This window comes from Butyrivibrio sp. (assembly GCF_017940685.1).
Taxonomy (GTDB): Bacteria; Bacillota; Clostridia; order Lachnospirales; family Lachnospiraceae; genus Butyrivibrio.
On sequence record NZ_JAGAYD010000237.1, the window covers coordinates 19,630 to 36,359 of the forward strand.

Genomic DNA, 16,730 nt, shown 5'->3' on the forward strand with positions numbered 1-16,730 from the left:
TATAGTGTGGCATAATCCGATTTAAGAGTAGTAGGTAAAGGTTATGTTAAAAGAGATTTTTAAGAATAGACCATATTCGAAGGGAAAGTGCTTTTTGGCGGGACTTTTGTCTGCAGCCTCATTATTTGTGACCTTTGATACAGCAGAGCCCTATGAGTCACATATCGGAGATCCAATAAGGAGGGGGCTTTTTAAGCTCTTTGAATATACTACGGATGCCTTTGGTGGAAAGGCATTTGTAATAACCCTTGTGGCTGTGGCGCTGCTTTTTATCTACAGAGAGTTTCTGGGAGAGAGTGATAGGAGACTGGAGAGTTTTAGCCATGAGAGAGTTTTGGCGGTATTCTTTTCTGTGATGTATGTTGGAGGAAGAGGATTCAGGCAGGCTAATTCTCTTAGAGTGCTTATTAGTCCGGCTTACAACCTGATCAAAGCTGCTATTATCTTTATTGGTTTTTATTATCTCTTTGTGCTGTTTATAAGGCTTGTGGGACATGCACTGGAGCACAGTGATGAGATATTTGTTATAAAGACTGAGAAGTTTAAAGGGATACGTGAGTTTTATGGAAAGTACCCATTTTTATCAGTATTTCTTTTGATCTATATTCTGTGGATACCGCATCTTATCATAAGGTATCCTGCAGCTCTTGGATCTGATGACTGGAATCAGCTTCAGTTCTATTTTGGTCAGCTTCCGTATTCTGCATGGCAGCCTATTTTCCATACATGGATAATGGGAACATTTACCAATATTGGAATCACTCTTTTTGGAAGTGCCAATGTGGGTCTTTTTATCTACGCTATAGTTGAGTCTGCGTCCATGACAGCAGTTCTTGCCTTTACCATATATGAGATGAGAAGGTGGAAGGTTGCGGCGTGGTTCAGGATATTTACGCTGTTTCTGTACTGCTTTACGCCATACTTTACTGGTAACGCTGCATGGGTCATCAAGGATTATCCCCACATGATAGGTTATGTTATGTGGACCCTGTGCGTTATCAGGATCGTCATGATGGAAAGATTAGAGTTTAGCTTTAAGAAGGACTGGGCAATGTTTGTAGCATGGCTCTACGGAGCAGCTCTTATGATCATGTGCAGGAAGAATGGACTGTACATCTACGCTGCTATGACTTTGCTTCTTGCTCTTATATGGGTGGTAAAGCTCATTAAGAAGAAAGAGAAGTTTAGCGTTTATATACTGGCTGGACTTATCCTGCCATTTGTGATCACTGGACTTATTGAGCATGCAATCACTGTGAAATACAATGTTGTTCCCGGATCAATCCGAGAGGCATTCTGCCTGCCTTTCCAACAGACTGCAAGGTATGTAGAGGAACACTATGATGAACTTACGGATGAAGAGATTGAGATACTGTCTAACACCTTTGACTGGCAGTATTTCCCAACATCCTATGATCCAATCTGCGCTGATGATATAAAGAGCTTGTACCTTGATGCAGATACAAGTAATCTTGGACCATATCTTAAGCTGTGGTTTAAGCAGTTCTTTAAGCATCCTATGAGTTATATTGAGGCCACATGGAATCAGAACTACTTCATCTTTATGCCTGACTACGACAACGTGGTCTACAATCAGGATTGCGATGCTGGAAGGGCTGTGGCTACAGCAGAGTTCCAGGAGTGGATAAACATTCATGTACCGAAGGCTATGCAGGGACTTCCGATCATGGCCTGCAGCATGTACAGGATGCTGAACCAGATGCCATTTATCGCACTGATGAACAACCTTGCTATGTACGTCTATGTGCTGTTTATCTTAAGACGACTTATGCAGGATAAGAAGTTCTATAGCGGAAGGATTGCTCTTGTACCTATCTGGCTGTCGCTTGCGTTCGTTCTTATGGCACCACTTATCGACGAGCAGCCAAGATATGCATGGGCAGTTATATATATTCTGCCTACGATCGTGGCTATGTATATGCATATGAGGAATAAACAGAAAAATGCCGACAATGCTGATAATGCTTAAGGCGATAAATTTGGTGGGAGATTGAGGAGACTGTAAAGATGCTGGTAACAATCCTTAGCTGGATATATATCTTCATAGTGTGTGTTGTGACAGGACTTGTGGTGAACAGGCTGTTATCTAAGGTTGTTCCTGTTCCATCTTATGATGATGGTGAGGGGCATTTTGGAATAACTGGGCTGTGCGTTACTGGTCTTGTTACACTGACTGTCTATGCTGAAGTGTTCAGCATCTTTTATAAAGTTGGAGCAGCCTGCCATGTGGTGATGCTGATATTGGTGGCAGTTGGTGGATTTTTTTACAGGACTGAGTTTACTAAGCTGTTTGGGACTATCAAAAAGAAATGCACTGGAGCATCATTCAATTCAGTAGCTTTGTTTGTGATCATTGTTTTGGCGGCAGCTTTCTTTTCATCTAATGGTAAGTTCCACACTGACACTGGAATCTATCACGCTCAGGCAATCAGGATGCTGGAAGAGTATGGAGTAATAAAGGGCCTTGGAAATCTCCAGCTTCACTTTGCTTATAACAGCTCATACCTTGCACTTTGTGCACTGTTTACTTTGAGTTTTATCCTGCCATTTCCGCTTCACAGCATGACTGGATTTTTCATGGTTTTGTTTACCTGCTATGCAGCTTTTGGGCTTGCTGGTTGGAGTCAGCACAAGAGACATGGCGGAGACTTTGCAAGAATTGCAATTCTTCTTTATGCACTTACCAACATGACTGGACTTCAATCTCCTGCAACAGACTATGGAACCATGTTCATGACGCTGTATGTGATGTGCGCATGGATAACATATGCAGAGGAAAGGGTAGATGTTGCTGCAAAGCATGATGTCAAGACGGATTTCAATGCGGTTGCGTATTTTGGTTATCTGGCAGTTCTATCAATCTTTACTGTCAGCATGAAGTTATCTGCAGCGCTTCTTGTAATTCTGGCAATTCTGCCAGCAGTTCTTTTGATAAAGCAGAAGATGTTTAAGGAACTTGGTTTCTTTTTGCTTATAGGATTTTTGTCATTCCTTCCTTACATGGTAAGGAATGTGATCCTGTCAGGATGGCTGTTCTATCCTGTTGCATCCATAGATCTTTTTAACGTGATCTGGAAGATCCCTGCTGAGTACATGAAGGTGGATGCGGATCAGATCAAGGTCTGGGGCAGGTGTCTATATGACATAACAAAAATTGACGACGGCGTAACGAGCTGGCTCCCTGTCTGGTGGGGAGAGAAGCAGCACTACGAAGTAATGCTCATCTATTCTCAGTTTGTTGGAGCTATTCTTACATGTGTGCTATTATTATTTAGGCTCAGGGAAAAGAAACTGAATTTTGCAGTAGTTCTTTTCTACGTGACCATATTTGCAAACCTTGTCATGTGGTTCTTCACAGCACCATTTATCCGCTATGGGCTGGCATTTTTACTGTTATTGCCACTGTGTGCGCTGGGGGATATGCTGGAGATAATTGTATCCAGAAAGAGCGTGGTGCTGGGATTTGTGGCATCACTTATCGTGATCAATTTCGCCAGCTGGGTTGACGACTACTTCATGGATGACATGGTGTTTGCTAAGCATGAACTTAGGTCAGGACATTTTCTGGTTCCTGTGGATTTCGACAGGGGCAATATGTCGGAGACAGACATGGATGGCTTAACCGTCTATGTGGCAAACTACGACGAGATAAACAGTTACTACTATAATCCTGGCAGCTGCTACGATTTCATGGTAGAGCGGACTGAGCTTATTGGAGATGGCATTAAAGAGGGCTTTAAGCCTAAGAGATAAATTGAAAGGCCTTTGATTTGAGGAAGATAACATCCTACGGAAAAGAATTACTGATAATGGCGGTGATATTTCTGATCGAAGTATCAGCGATTATCCGCGCCAATTTTTACTACAACGACGACCTTGGAAGGAACATTGAAGGATACACGGGAAATGCCTTTGACAGCAGGTACGTGGCGGACTGGGTATCAATCATTGTTGGAGGAAACAAGCACAACACTGATGTATCGCCTCTGACGCAGATTTTGGCTTGCATCTTTTTGGCGGCAGCAGTTGTGGCTGTGGTCTATGTATTTACTAAAGGACGCGACTTTACTGTGTTGCACTACGTGTGCGGAACACTGATCATGTCACCATATTTTCTTTCTAACATGTCCTACAAGTACGACTCGGTGTTCATGGCAATGTCAGTTTTTGCAGCTGTTCTGCCATTTGTGTTCTGGGTAAGGGATTCGAAAGTGCTGTTTTATTTGTCGTCTGTCATATGCCTTCTTGTGATGTGCATGACCTATCAGGCATCTTCTGGAATATATCCGATGATGGCGCTGATGATGGCGTTCCTATCATGGAATAGAGGAGAGAAGAGTTTTAAAGAGTCAGCGTTGTTCCTACTTAAGTGCGCAGGAGTGTATCTTGTGACACTGGCATTCTTTGCTCTGTTCTTGATGAAACCTATTGAGGAAGGCTATATCAATACTGATGTGTTTAGTGCTGGAGATTTTATTGGCGGAGTTATCAGCAACTATAAAGAGTTCTATCTTACAGTTGTTGGTGACTTTATGAAGAACTGGAATATTCTGGCATTTCTGCTTGTTGTGCTTCTTGGAGTTTTATTTGTAGTTAAGTCTTCAAGAAATAAGTTTGTATCAGCAGGGATGTTTGTGATACTTCTGGCACTAATGCTCCTTGTGGTATTTGGAGTATATCCTGCATTTTCACTGACACTTATCCTGCCTCGCAGCATGTATGGTTTTTCATTCTTTTTGATGGTATGCGGTTTTGCTATTTTAACCTTTGATGGTATCCTGCCTTGGGGCGGAAAGGCTGCGATACTGGTTTTATCCTGGTGTCTGTTCGCTTTTTCTTTTACCTATGGAAACGCCCTTGCACAGCAGATGAAGTACGTGGACTTCAGGGTGCAGGAGGTTATCGACGACCTGGCGGATCTTGACGTGATGATGACTGACGATGAAAAGAGAATGGTCGTAGAAGGAGACATTGGTTTCTGCCCTGCAATTGAGAACTACACCTACGACTACGTTCTGATAAAGAAACTGGTTCCTGTGTATTTTCAGGGAGGAACCCACGACTGGAGCAGTGCTTATTTTTACAGGTATTTTAAGCTCCCTAATATCAAGAGAGTGTACACGCTGGATGACGCTGGAGAGTTTGAGACGGTGCAGGAGAGCGCTTATCACGAGATACTGGTGAATAAAGATAACGATATAATCATTAAGCTTAAATAAGGTGGTTTTTAAATGAAGTCTATACCAATGAAATTTGTGAAGATAATAATAGGAATCGTGCTGCTGGTGATCTATGCAGCAATGATCTTTGTGTTTATGGATGCCAACATGGAGCACTACACAGCCTTCATGCATTCGGACATCGCATCTGAGGCACTGCTGTCTACAGTTATCTATGAGCAGGGAGCGTTTCTTCCTGAGACATGGGTTGTGGCATCTGCAATACACCTGATCACTGCCCCTAACCTGGCAGCTCTTATCTATCCCCTTACAGGATTTAACCTTCAGATCTCTATGGGAATTGCATGTTGCATCATGATGATCATCCTGCAGGCTGTTGTTTTTGCATATATGAGACAGATTGGTTTTAGCAATATTGAGGCTCTTGCGATTCTTCTGATCGTGCTGTCTCTTACTAAGGCTCAGGACCATACTCAGGTCATGATCCTGTTGTACGCTATGGACTATGTGAGCCACATCATCACATGCTTCATCATGCTGATGCTGTACAATCACAACATGAAAAAGGGAAAGCTTGGCATTTTTGCAGTGCTTCTTGCAACTGGAATTGCCGTAATCAATGGATTCCAGGGAATGCACGCTTCTCTTTTCCTGTACTGGCCACTTGTGGGTGTAGAGATTGTAAGGCAGATCATTTCGCTGATTAAAAAGCATAAGCTCACCAGATGGGATATCTCTATCTGGGTTGGAGCTGAGGCGGCGCTGACACTTCTTGTTAACTTCCTGTCTGCGGTTTATGACCCGGCTCCTACAAGGAATATCAGACATGCGTTTGATAAGTTTATGGCTGAGGTTGTTCCGGCCCTTCATGATACAGTTATTTCAGGAAGACTGATCGTTATTACAGTAGCGATACTTGTGATGGCAGCTGTTGGATATGTTATTGCTATTGGAAGACTTGTGAAGGATGATGGACTTAGTGGTGTGAAGACTGGCGAGGCAGTTGCTAGTGAGAGCGATGCCAAGGCTGAGGATTCAAAGGGAGTCAAGCCAATATTCTTGTGGAGCACATTATGCTTCCCTGCAAGTGCGGTTATTGTATTCATTCTGACTACCTTTACTACATCTCTTGTGGCCAGCAGATATTTCATCATGCTTGTTTATGCTGTTGCTACCGGAGCCATGATGCTTGTAAGATATTTTCCTTCATGGGTCAAGGCTATATGTGGAGTTATTTTGGCAGTATATGCTGTGGTAGCTGTCAGTTCTTTTTACCAAAAGCTGATAGTTGAGGATACTTCTGAAAATTCGGACTTTTATAAGGTTTATGCGTGGATGAGGGACAATGGATATGACTATGGCTATTCCACATTTGACCATGCAAACTCCATTACTGTTATGGGTAATAACACCGTGAAAGTGCGCTGCGTCAATAATATGTACGACATGGAGGGCAGCAGGTGGCTTACTGATGTTTCCTGGTATCCACCAATGAAGGATCCAAGTGGAAAGACCTGCTACATTGTTTCTGATGCTAACATGGAAGATTTTAAGGGATTCCTTAAGAGATTTAATCCGACTATTGTCAGGGAAGAGGATCTTGGATACTTTGATGTTTACGTGCTTGATCACGATTACACTGTCTGGGAGAGGTAAGCTGAGGTTACTTGGCGATGCTCTCGGATGCAAGATAGAAAGGCGATTGCCTTATGGGATATACAAGCTTTAGCTACTATATTCTGGTGATGGCGGTCATAGCCATCTATTATGTGCTCCCTAAGAAGGTGAGATGGGTATCACTTCTCGTGGGGAGCATCTCTTTTTATGCCCTTTTGGGAAGCAGTATCTGGCAGATCCTGCTGTTCTTTTTATCTATTGCTGTGTGCTATGGATTTGGCCTTTGACTTGGGAACAGGAAGGCTGGATGGATCCTTGGACTTGGAATTATCTGCACAGCGCTTCCACTTCTTTTGATCAAAATTGATGGGCTGTTTGATAGCTCTTTTGCAAGGCTCACAGGGCTATCCTGGATCGTGCCAGTGGGGCTGTCGTTCTATACGCTTCAGATGGTGGCGTATCTTGTGGACATTTATAAGGGCAAGGTGACTGCCCAGAGGAATATCTTTAAGTTCGCGCTGTTTGCGTCTTTCTTTCCCCAGATAATTCAGGGACCTATTCCAAGGTATGAAGCGCTTTCTGGCCAGTTGTATGAAGGAAATGAATTTGACTTTGATGAGTTTGTAGGCGGATTGCAGCTTATTTTGTGGGGATTCTTTTTGAAGTTCATGATTGCTGACAAGGCCGGGGTTGTTGTAAATACAGTGTTTGATGACTATGCTTCCTATGCTGGCGGATATGTGCTGTTTGCTGGTGTTTTGTATAGCCTTCAGCTGTATGCTGACTTCCTGGCTTGTACGACACTGGCTCAGGGCGTTTCCCAGATGTTTGGGATACGACTTTCGGACAATTTTGAAAGACCTTATTTTGCAACTTCCATCAAGGATTTCTGGAGAAGGTGGCATATTTCCTTGAGCTCGTGGCTAAGGGACTATGTGTACATTCCTCTTGGAGGAAGCAGAAAGGGAGCATTCAGGAAGTATTTGAATGTGGTCATCACCTTTGCGGTCAGCGGGTTATGGCATGGAGATTCAGTTAAGTTTGTGTTCTGGGGACTTCTTCATGCTTTTTACCAGATTGCAGAAAGGCCGCTTGATAAGGTGAAGGTGCCAGTTATTTTAAGAAGGCTTGGGACTTTTGTGTTGGCAATGATCGGATGGATCATATTCAGAGCAGATTCTCTTGATAGCTCTTTTGCCATGTTAAAGAGCATGGTGACGGTCTGGAATCCGCAGATTTGGACGGATGGATCTTTGCTGGAGCTGGGACTTGGCGGCGCTGAAATGGTGGTGCTGGGAGTGTCTCTTTTGGCGCTGCTTGTGGTGAGCTGCATGCAGGAGAGAGGCGTTAAGGTCAGGGACCTTGTCTCTTCTATGAATGTAGCTTTCAGGTGGGTGATATATCTTTTGGCCATCTGGGCAATCTGGATATTTGGAACTTATGGATTTGGATTTAATGCAAGTGATTTCATATATGGAGGTTTCTGAGTTTGAAACTTGGTAAGAGGGCGCTGGGGTGCGTGGCTTTTGTGTGCGTGCTGGCAGTTTCCCTGTTTGGGATCAACAAAATACTGGAGCCTAAGTACACGGTGAAAAACAGCGACTGGCCAACTACCTCTACGTATAATCAGTTCTACGGGATGGAGAGGGATTCTGTGGAGGTTTTGTTTCTTGGGGCAAGTATTGCTGCAAATGCCTTTGTGCCACAGGAGATTTACAACGACTACGGGATTACCAGCTACAATCTGGCCAGCGAGCAGCAAAGCGTGTTCCTTAGCTACTACTGGCTAAAGGAGGCACTGCGGTATCAAAAGCCAAAGCTTGTGGTGCTGGAACTTGAGTTTATGAACAACTATCACCCTGAGTGCGCCATCAACACCTGGGAGAGCCTTACCAGGAAGTGCATCGATCCAATGAGGTGGTCGGTTAATAAGGCAAAGGCTGTTCACAAGATCTGCAAGCTGGACAAGGAGCAGTCGGAGCTTAGCTATTACCTTACTAATATCAGGTTCCACTCAAGGTGGAGCGAGGTTGGACCAGAGGATTTTGATCTTGAGGCTGCTTCAAAGGCACCATTTAAGGGGTATGCGCCGATTGTGGATATGGGGCCTAAGGAGTATGAGGCATTTGTGCCAGATGCTAGGGATGACGAGATGGCTGAGTTTCCTCCTCTTATGCAGGAGTATCTTGATAGGATTGTGTCGCTGTGTGAGGCTGAAGGCATTGAGCTGATGCTTGTTAATCTTCCTGGGGCGACTATGGATGACGCAATTTATAATACTCACGTTGCCTACGCCAGGGAGCATGGGCTGTACTATGTGAACTTGTGTCTTCCTGAGCATGTGGCAGGGATTGGAGCGGTACTTCCTGAGGAGAATTTTGTTTATCACCAGAATGTGTGGGGTGCTGAGAAAACCAGCAGGTATCTGGGAGGTCTTATCTGTGAGCACTATGGAGTTGGGGATGCAGATGATGGTGATGGCGATGGTAGGGGGCTACTGAAGCCTGTGGTGGATCAGCAGTATGAAGATACAAGGGATGAGTACCAGGAGCTGCTTGATAATTTCGAGCCTGGGGAGAGCAATGGGTGAAGAATGCGACCAAGCAACTATTTCATTAGTAGTTGACTGATTGTTGTGAAGGCGGTTGGGTGAAAATCACCGTTTTTGAAAAATGGGTATACTCCGATTTGGTAATTGTTATCACAATATCGTATAAACCTTGCTTTTATGGGTGAATAATGAATAGATTTGTAAATGGGTACAATGATTTTGATCAAGTGTTTTTGGAACGAGGTTAAAAATGTGATACCTGTTTTTGGAATCCTTGATTTTTCACCCAGACATTCAGATGTATTCTACGGTAGAGCGCGTACTTGCCTTAATAAGTTAAATATAAGTGTGACAATGAATGCAGACACTAGTAATAGTTTTGATGAAATTTGCTTGAATATACCATAAATGGTAAAATGCTGATATATATTGTGTTTTTAATTTTGGATTTACTAAATGTTGTTATGCTCGGTGATAGTTTTGAGCATACGTGGGGAGATTTAGAGGAATGAAAAAAGGTTTGAATTTATTTAGTAGTAAGAAGGCTAAGAGGCGTCCGAGAAAGGATGACTTCGATAGATACGATGAGCGCTACGAGGATGGATATGATGAAGAGGATTATCCTGACGAGGAGTTCGAGGAAGAGTACGGCGACGAAGTAGATGATCGCTATGAGGATGAGGATTATCCTGAGGACGAGCGTTATGAAGATGACGACTATCCTGAAGATGATCGTTACGAAGATGAAGACTATCCGGAAGAGGATGATCGCTACGAAGATGAAGATTATCCTGAGGAAGACGATCGCTATGAAGATGAGGAATACTCAGACAGCGATTATGAAAATGACGAGGATTACGATAGCGACTATGAGCCTTCTCGTGATGCTGGAAAAGTAGCGGAGCCTGTAGCTACTTCTGCTGGCGGAGGCGGATCCATTGTAGCATTTAAGGAGCACTATCCTGAAAGAGGTGGAGATGACGATGACCTCTATGAGGATGAAGACGATCGCTACGAGGATGAGGAGTATCCAGAAGAAGGCGAGCGTTACGAGGATGAAGACGATTATCCTGAAGATGACCGCTATGAGGATGAAGACTACCCAGACCGCGATTATGAGTCTGATGATGACTACGATTATGACGATGAGTATGACCGGGATGTAGATGATCGATACGAAGACGACTATGACCGCGACTACGACAGAGATGACAGAGGCCGCGGTGGTCGTGGTGGACGTGGCAGCCGCAGAGGCCGTGAAAGGGATCGCGAAGAGTCAGTTGGAGCCAAGATCCTGGCATTTTTAGGAAACACTTCTGTAGCTGAGAGAGCTGCATTAGTTGTTGCTGTTTTACTGCTTGCTGGCGGAATTGCCTTCATGTCATTCTATTCCAAGGCTAAGAACTATGCGGCTGAAGTTGGCTCTTTTGCGGAAGTAGGAGCCGACCTTCAGGTTGATGGCGTAGTAGGTTCTACGGGACTTCTTGCAATTGCTGATGCTGAGATGGCAAGGGCAATGGCAGCAGGCCTTGTTGAGGAAATCGAGGAAGAGGAAGAAGAGGTTCCTGATACCGCTGCTAATGTCACCATCAAGATGACACTTACTTCTATCAAGAGTGACATGAAGATCAAGTTCATCAACTCTGAGACCAAGAAGCTGGTTGCAAATGTACCTTTCGTAGTTTCTGTAGTGACTCCTGATGGAACCAAGGTCAGCTACGATGACCATGACAGAGACGGAATCATTTATAAAAAAGATTTAACAGCAGGTAAATATAAGATCACTCCTGAAGCTCTTTCTTCAGAGTATGACAGCTACAAGCTTGATACATCTACCCAGACTCTTACGGTTAAAGATACTGTAGAGATGAAGGCTGTTGACGTATCAAACGAGATCAAGAAGGAATCTCAGATCAACGCAGCCAAGGAAGATACTGCGGTACAGACTCAGGTTGAGTCAGTGCTCAATGACACTGTTGAGTGGGTTGATTCTAACCAGAACAGCTCCACATCTTCAGATGGCAAGTACAAGTATGAAGTAATAGATAAGAATGATATTCCAAATCCATCAACCAGTGCAATGCTGACTGTAGGCAGTGTACGGAGAATGGCTGCTGTAAGGAGCAGGGCAGAAGAGCCTGATCCGGACAATGCAAATAATGAGACATCAACTGAGGCAAGCACAGAAGGTACCACTGAGGCTGGCAGCGAGGGAACATCAGAAAGCGCTAGTGGTGGAACTACTGATTCAGGATCAGGTTCAACAACGACAGAGCCTGAAACACCAAAGAGTATGTCAGTTTCCCTGACAGATTCCAGTATTAAGGTTGGCCAGACAACTACGATAAATGTCAGTGGACCATCAAGCTATAATGTATCATCTGATAATGAGTCAGTTGCCACTGCTTCTGGAAATACTGTTACTGCCAAAGGTGTTGGAACAGCCAAGATCACTGTTAAAGCTGACGGTTATAATGATGCGTCGGTATCCATCACAGTAACCGAAGCAGATAAAAAGAACATGACCTTAAGTGCCACGAGCCTTACTATCAAGATGGGTGACACTGGTAAGATTACAGTATCATCTGGTCCAAGCTCTTTTACCGTAAGATCAAGTGATGAAAAGATTGCTAAAGTAGCATCTGATGGAACAATCACTCCTGTGGCAGAAGGAAGCGCTACGATCACCTTCTCAGCTGATGGTTACAACGATGCGTCGGCTACAGTCACTGTTGGCAAGGCTGACAAAAAAGATATGACCTTGAGCGTAAAAGAGCTCACACTTGCTATAAATGACAAGGGAAAGATTACTATTTCAAGCGGACCATCTTCATTTACAGTGAAGTCCAGCGATGAGAAGATTGCTAAGGTTGCAAGCGACGGTACGATTACTGGTGTGGCAGAGGGTAAAGCAACTATTACCTTCTCAGCTGATGGCTATAATGATGCTACAGCTACAGTAACAGTCACCAAGACTGGAACCAAGACCTTTGAGATGAACGTCAAGAAAGTGACTATCGTACAGGGCCAGACCTTTAAGATCAGTCCAAAAGATACATCTCTTTCTGTGACATATAAGTCTGATAATACTGATATTGCTACAATTTCAGGTGTGACTATTACAGGTGTCAAGGATGGTAAGACCAATATCACCTGCAGCTGCACAGGTTATGCAGATATCAAGATTGAAGTAACTGTTGTCAGCAAGACAACTGTTCTTAAGGATAAGAATGGAAATGTAGTATACGTCAAGGACGGCGATGGCAAGTATGTTGAAGCAACCTACAATGACTACTACAACGGTAAGACATTCTATCTGAAGAAAGAAAACGACGGCATTCGCCAGGGCTGGTGGACCATTGATGGAAAGACCTATTACTACAACAAGAACGGCGATAAGGTAACTGGGGAGCAGGTAATCAAGGGCGCGAGATATACCTTTGGCTCTGATGGAGCTCTTTCCTCATCATCAGGAACCATGGGTATCGACGTCAGCAAGTGGAATGGTAACATCAACTGGACATCGGTAAAGAATGCAGGTGTAAACTACGCCATCATCAGATGCGGATACAGAGGTTCATCTGCAGGAGCTCTTATTGAGGATCCTAAGTTCAAGGCCAACATTCAGGGGGCTCAGGCAGCAGGAATCAGGGTTGGTGTATATTTCTTTTCACAGGCAGTTAACGAGGTTGAAGCGGTAGAAGAAGCCTCCATGTGCATCAATCTGTGCAAGGGATACAACTTAAGTTTCCCTGTTTACATCGACGTTGAGGCTAGTAACGGACGTGGAGATCAGATAAGCGCAAGCCAGCGTACAGCCAACGTTAAAGCATTCTGCGGAACTATTCAGAGTGCCGGATACAGGGCTGGTGTTTACTCAAACAAGACCTGGTTTACCAAGTACATGAACGCATCTTCGCTTACAAGCTACAAGATCTGGCTGGCTCAGTACGCAGCCAATGTAACATACACTGCAACAAGATATGATATGTGGCAGTATACTTCAAAGGGATCTATTTCAGGTATTTCAGGTAACGTTGATATGAACATCAACTACAACTGATGGAGAGTTTAATGAAAAATAAATTTTACAGGTTTTTAAAGGAAGAGGGCATCTACATGGCCCTCTTAATCCTTTGTATAGTGATTTTTAGCATTCCCTATTATGCCCCGGGGCTTCCAAGTGCTTCGGAGAATGACTTCCATTCTTCCAGGATCATGAGCCTTGCGGAGAGCCTGAAGCTGGGATTTTTCCTGCCAAAGCTCCGCACAATGCTGATGAAGGGATTTGGGTATGGAGTAGGTTTCTTTTACCCGGATTTCTTTTCATACCTTCCTGCCATCATGGTGAATATGGGAGTGGATGTGGCTTTCGCCATGAAGTTCCACGTTATGATATTTACGGTGCTGGGAGTTTTCTTTTGCTACAGAAGTCTTGGGAAACTTACAGGCAGCAGGAATATCGCGGTTTTCATGACTATTCTGTATTTCGGGACTCACTGCATGTGGGAGAATCTCTATGAGGGCACGGGAATTGGAGCCTATATGGCGCAGGTTGCGCTGCCGGTGGCTATTGTTGGGCTCCTACGGGCGCTTCAGGACGAGAAGGAAGGTTATCTTGAGTATGCCATCGGAATTGTGGTGGTGGTTCTAAGTCACCATCTTACCTTTATCTCGCTGATGATCGCCATGGTGATGATAGTGCTCATAAATGTAAAGGTGCTGGTGCGCTCACCAAAGATCCTTGGCAAACTCTTTGGTGTGAGCATGGTGGGGCTTTTCTTTACTGCCCAGTACTGGATGCCCGCAATTGAGCTGGCGATACACACCAAGTTCAAGGTTATCTATGACAACTATATTGATATCAACGAGCATATCCTGAATTTCGTTAAGACCATTGAGAACATCAGACTTGGCTATATCGTGCTGTTTGTGGTGGTTGCTGCGCTGTTTGTTGTTTCTGCTATCAAGGTTAAGAAGTTCAAGGCTGAGACTGTTGGAATGCTGGTTGTGACGCTGGTTCACATCTATCTGATGATGTCTGAGCTTGTGTGGCGCGGACCTATCGGGCAGTTCTTTGCATTCTTCCAGTCAACGGAGAGGCTTGTATACGTGACTATGGCGCTGATGACGGTGTTTATGGCCATGGCGGTAAGGGATGTTTGCGAAGGGGCGCTTGGCGGTGAAGGCAAGAAGGCTGGCAGTGACAGCAAGGAGGCTGGTATCAGCAAAGTGGTTTCTGGTGCCTTGGAGAAATCCTGGGTTGTAGCGATCCTTGGAGTGGTTTTGATACTGGCTACCAGGTTCTACTGCGAGCCCACGTTCTGGAATCCTAACGCAAGAGACAGATATATGGTGAGCCCAACTCACCTTGAGGATGATTATGGTATTTCCTGCGCCGAGTGGCTGCCTGTGGAGTGCGAGCCCAGTGAGTGCAAGGAAGTTAACATAGCAAGAGCCAGCGACAAGACTTCCGCAGAGGGAGTCAAGCACGACGGGTTTAGCTCTTTTGACGTGTGGGTGCTGCTTGATAAGGAGTACTATGATATGCCATTCGTCTACTACTACGGTTATAGGGCGTGGCTTACGGACGATGCTGGCAATCTGGTAAAAGAGCTTGCGACCGGCGAAGCTTACGACGACAACGGATATTTGAGGGTGTTCATGCCAGGTGAAGAGGGCGTGGGACACGTTTATGTAACATATAGGAAGACTTTGGTCCAGAAGATAGCTTATGTTATCACTGGTCTTACGACTTTGTTTATTGTAGTTTATCCATTTGGGGCCAGAAAGAGGCTGGAGAAAGCGGCTAAATGAGTGAAGGTTTTTTGAAAAAATCTAAGATGGCAGTTCTGGCAGTGCTGGTGCTGTCGCTGATCCCGATGTTGCTGGTGGCGATTTATGCAAGGCCTCTGGCGGACGACTTTGGGTACAGTGCCGGGACCAGGGCTGTGTGGCAGGCTAGTCACAACATCTTCCTGGTGCTGGGATCTGTAGGGGCCCAGGTTGCCAAGACTTATGTGGACTGGCAGGGCTCTTTTAGTGCTATTGCGCTGTTTGCGCTGCAGCCTGGGCTTTTCTCGGAGAAAATATACGGGCTTGGCACAGTGGTGCTGGTGGCGCTGTTTGTGTGGGGGAATTTGTACTTCTTCAGGGGAGTGTTTGACGGCGCTGGGAAGGCTGGCGATGGCGTGAATGGAGCTGTTGGAAAGGCTAGCGGAGGCCCGGATGGCGCTGCTGCTCGGAATGTGGCGATGATCGTGGCTGGCGCGGTGCTGATTGTGTCCATGCAGACTCTTCCTCATGCCAATCAGGGATTTTACTGGTGGAATGGTGCAAGCTATTATTGCCTGTTTTATTCATTAATGCTCCTGCAGTGGGGGATGATTGTAAGAAAGAAGAAAGTGGTGCTGCCATGCGTTTTGGGATTTGTGCTGGGCGGTGGAAACCTTGTGACTGGGCTATTGAACCTGGAAGTTACAGCGCTTTTGATGCTGGTGGCGGTGATTGAAGTGGTGAAGGGTGCACACAAGACCAAGGTTGTTGTGGACGGCGAGATCGCTGTTGGTGGAAGAAAGGCGCCGGAGCTGATATGGCTTGTGAAGATTGCGGTTATTATGGTCTTTTCTCTCGCTGGATTTATTGTAAATGCTGTTGCTCCAGGAAATGCAGTCAGGGCTTCTGAGTCAGTTTCCATGGGAGCTGTTGAGGCTATTGGGCAGTCTTTTATTGACGCTTATCAGTACTTTGGTGAGTGGATGAATTTGCCGGTGGTGCTGCTTTTATTGTTTGTACTGCCATTTGTGTGGTTTGGGTTTGCGGGGAACGGCTCTGGAGCGGATAGTAGCGAAGGTGTTGGTGTCAGCGGCTATGGAAGTGGCGCCGGATTTGTAAGACGTGTTCCTATGTTCCTACTGGTGCTGCTGGCATTTGGGCTTTTTGCTTCAACCTTTACTCCCACTGAGTTTTCCATGAGCGAGGTTGGTCCTAGACGAATCCAGAATGTCAGATACTTTGTATTTATTGTGTTTATGGTGCTTCTGGAGACAGAGGCTGTAATTAGAGTAAGGAGTGTTCTTAAGGCAGGTGATAGCTCTTTTGACACTGCGAAGATTGGAAAGGCTATTGCAGGTTATTTTATGGCACTTGCTGCAGGGGCTGTTGTATTCCTCGGAATCTACACTGTGCCCAAGGACAACCGCAATACTGTGACCAGTATCGGGTCAAGTCCTTTTTTGTGTGTAAATTACCTTTAGGTGTTAATCAGCGTTATGCCGCCAATAGCTTCAGCTGTTCGTCGGCTATTTCCTTAAGTTGTGGAATGTAATCATCTATCGATTGTAGCAGTTTTGTGGGATAAC

General features: G+C 44.9%; 10 protein-coding genes. All 10 read left to right on the top strand.

Annotated features, from left to right (window positions below; translation table 11 throughout):
- Positions 1–43 precede the first annotated feature (43 nt).
- The 10 genes from J6I68_RS13980 to J6I68_RS14025 all read left to right on the top strand — a co-directional run bounded on the left by J6I68_RS13980 (position 44) and on the right by J6I68_RS14025 (position 16,625).
- Positions 44–1,990, top strand: coding sequence for a DUF6020 family protein (locus tag J6I68_RS13980; protein WP_292221218.1), 1,947 nt, complete (start codon positions 44–46; stop codon positions 1,988–1,990).
- 38 nt (positions 1,991–2,028) lie between these two features.
- Positions 2,029–3,774, top strand: coding sequence for an LIC_10190 family membrane protein (locus J6I68_RS13985; protein WP_292221220.1), 1,746 nt, complete (start codon positions 2,029–2,031; stop codon positions 3,772–3,774).
- 17 nt (positions 3,775–3,791) lie between these two features.
- Positions 3,792–5,240 (top strand): glucosyltransferase domain-containing protein, encoded by a 1,449-nt coding sequence (locus J6I68_RS13990; RefSeq protein ID WP_292221222.1) that lies wholly within the window; start codon positions 3,792–3,794, stop codon positions 5,238–5,240.
- Between the two features lie 12 nt (positions 5,241–5,252).
- Entirely contained in the window at positions 5,253–6,857 is a 1,605-nt protein-coding gene (locus J6I68_RS13995) for a hypothetical protein (protein ID WP_292221223.1), read from the top strand.
- Positions 6,858–6,910: 53 nt separating this feature from the next.
- Positions 6,911–7,105, top strand: a complete 195-nt coding sequence (locus J6I68_RS14000; RefSeq protein ID WP_292221225.1) for a hypothetical protein — start codon at positions 6,911–6,913, stop codon at positions 7,103–7,105.
- Positions 7,106–7,171: 66 nt separating this feature from the next.
- Positions 7,172–8,305: an MBOAT family O-acyltransferase gene (locus J6I68_RS14005; RefSeq protein ID WP_292221226.1), complete on the top strand. Its 1,134-nt coding sequence runs from the start codon at positions 7,172–7,174 to the stop codon at positions 8,303–8,305.
- Positions 8,306–8,307: 2 nt separating this feature from the next.
- Positions 8,308–9,408: a hypothetical protein gene (locus J6I68_RS14010; RefSeq protein ID WP_292221227.1), complete on the top strand. Its 1,101-nt coding sequence runs from the start codon at positions 8,308–8,310 to the stop codon at positions 9,406–9,408.
- A gap of 469 nt (positions 9,409–9,877) precedes the next feature.
- Positions 9,878–13,432 (top strand): GH25 family lysozyme, encoded by a 3,555-nt coding sequence (locus tag J6I68_RS14015; RefSeq protein WP_292221228.1) that lies wholly within the window; start codon positions 9,878–9,880, stop codon positions 13,430–13,432.
- Positions 13,433–13,443: 11 nt separating this feature from the next.
- Positions 13,444–15,186: a hypothetical protein gene (locus J6I68_RS14020; RefSeq protein WP_292221229.1), complete on the top strand. Its 1,743-nt coding sequence runs from the start codon at positions 13,444–13,446 to the stop codon at positions 15,184–15,186.
- Positions 15,183–16,625, top strand: a complete 1,443-nt coding sequence (locus J6I68_RS14025) for a hypothetical protein (protein ID WP_292221230.1) — start codon at positions 15,183–15,185, stop codon at positions 16,623–16,625. The genes J6I68_RS14020 and J6I68_RS14025 overlap by 4 nt, the downstream gene beginning before the upstream one ends.
- Positions 16,626–16,730 lie beyond the last annotated feature (105 nt).

Bases quoted from the DNA above. Each gene is read 5' to 3' on its own strand.
- J6I68_RS13980 (WP_292221218.1), top strand. From the start codon at position 44: ATGTTAAAAGAGATTTTTAAGAATAGACCATATTCGAAGGGAAAGTGC.
- J6I68_RS13985 (WP_292221220.1), top strand. From the start codon at position 2,029: ATGCTGGTAACAATCCTTAGCTGGATATATATCTTCATAGTGTGTGTT.
- J6I68_RS13995 (WP_292221223.1), top strand. From the start codon at position 5,253: ATGAAGTCTATACCAATGAAATTTGTGAAGATAATAATAGGAATCGTG.
- J6I68_RS14000 (WP_292221225.1), top strand. From the start codon at position 6,911: ATGGGATATACAAGCTTTAGCTACTATATTCTGGTGATGGCGGTCATA.
- J6I68_RS14015 (WP_292221228.1), top strand. From the start codon at position 9,878: ATGAAAAAAGGTTTGAATTTATTTAGTAGTAAGAAGGCTAAGAGGCGT.
- J6I68_RS14020 (WP_292221229.1), top strand. From the start codon at position 13,444: ATGAAAAATAAATTTTACAGGTTTTTAAAGGAAGAGGGCATCTACATG.
- J6I68_RS14025 (WP_292221230.1), top strand. From the start codon at position 15,183: ATGAGTGAAGGTTTTTTGAAAAAATCTAAGATGGCAGTTCTGGCAGTG.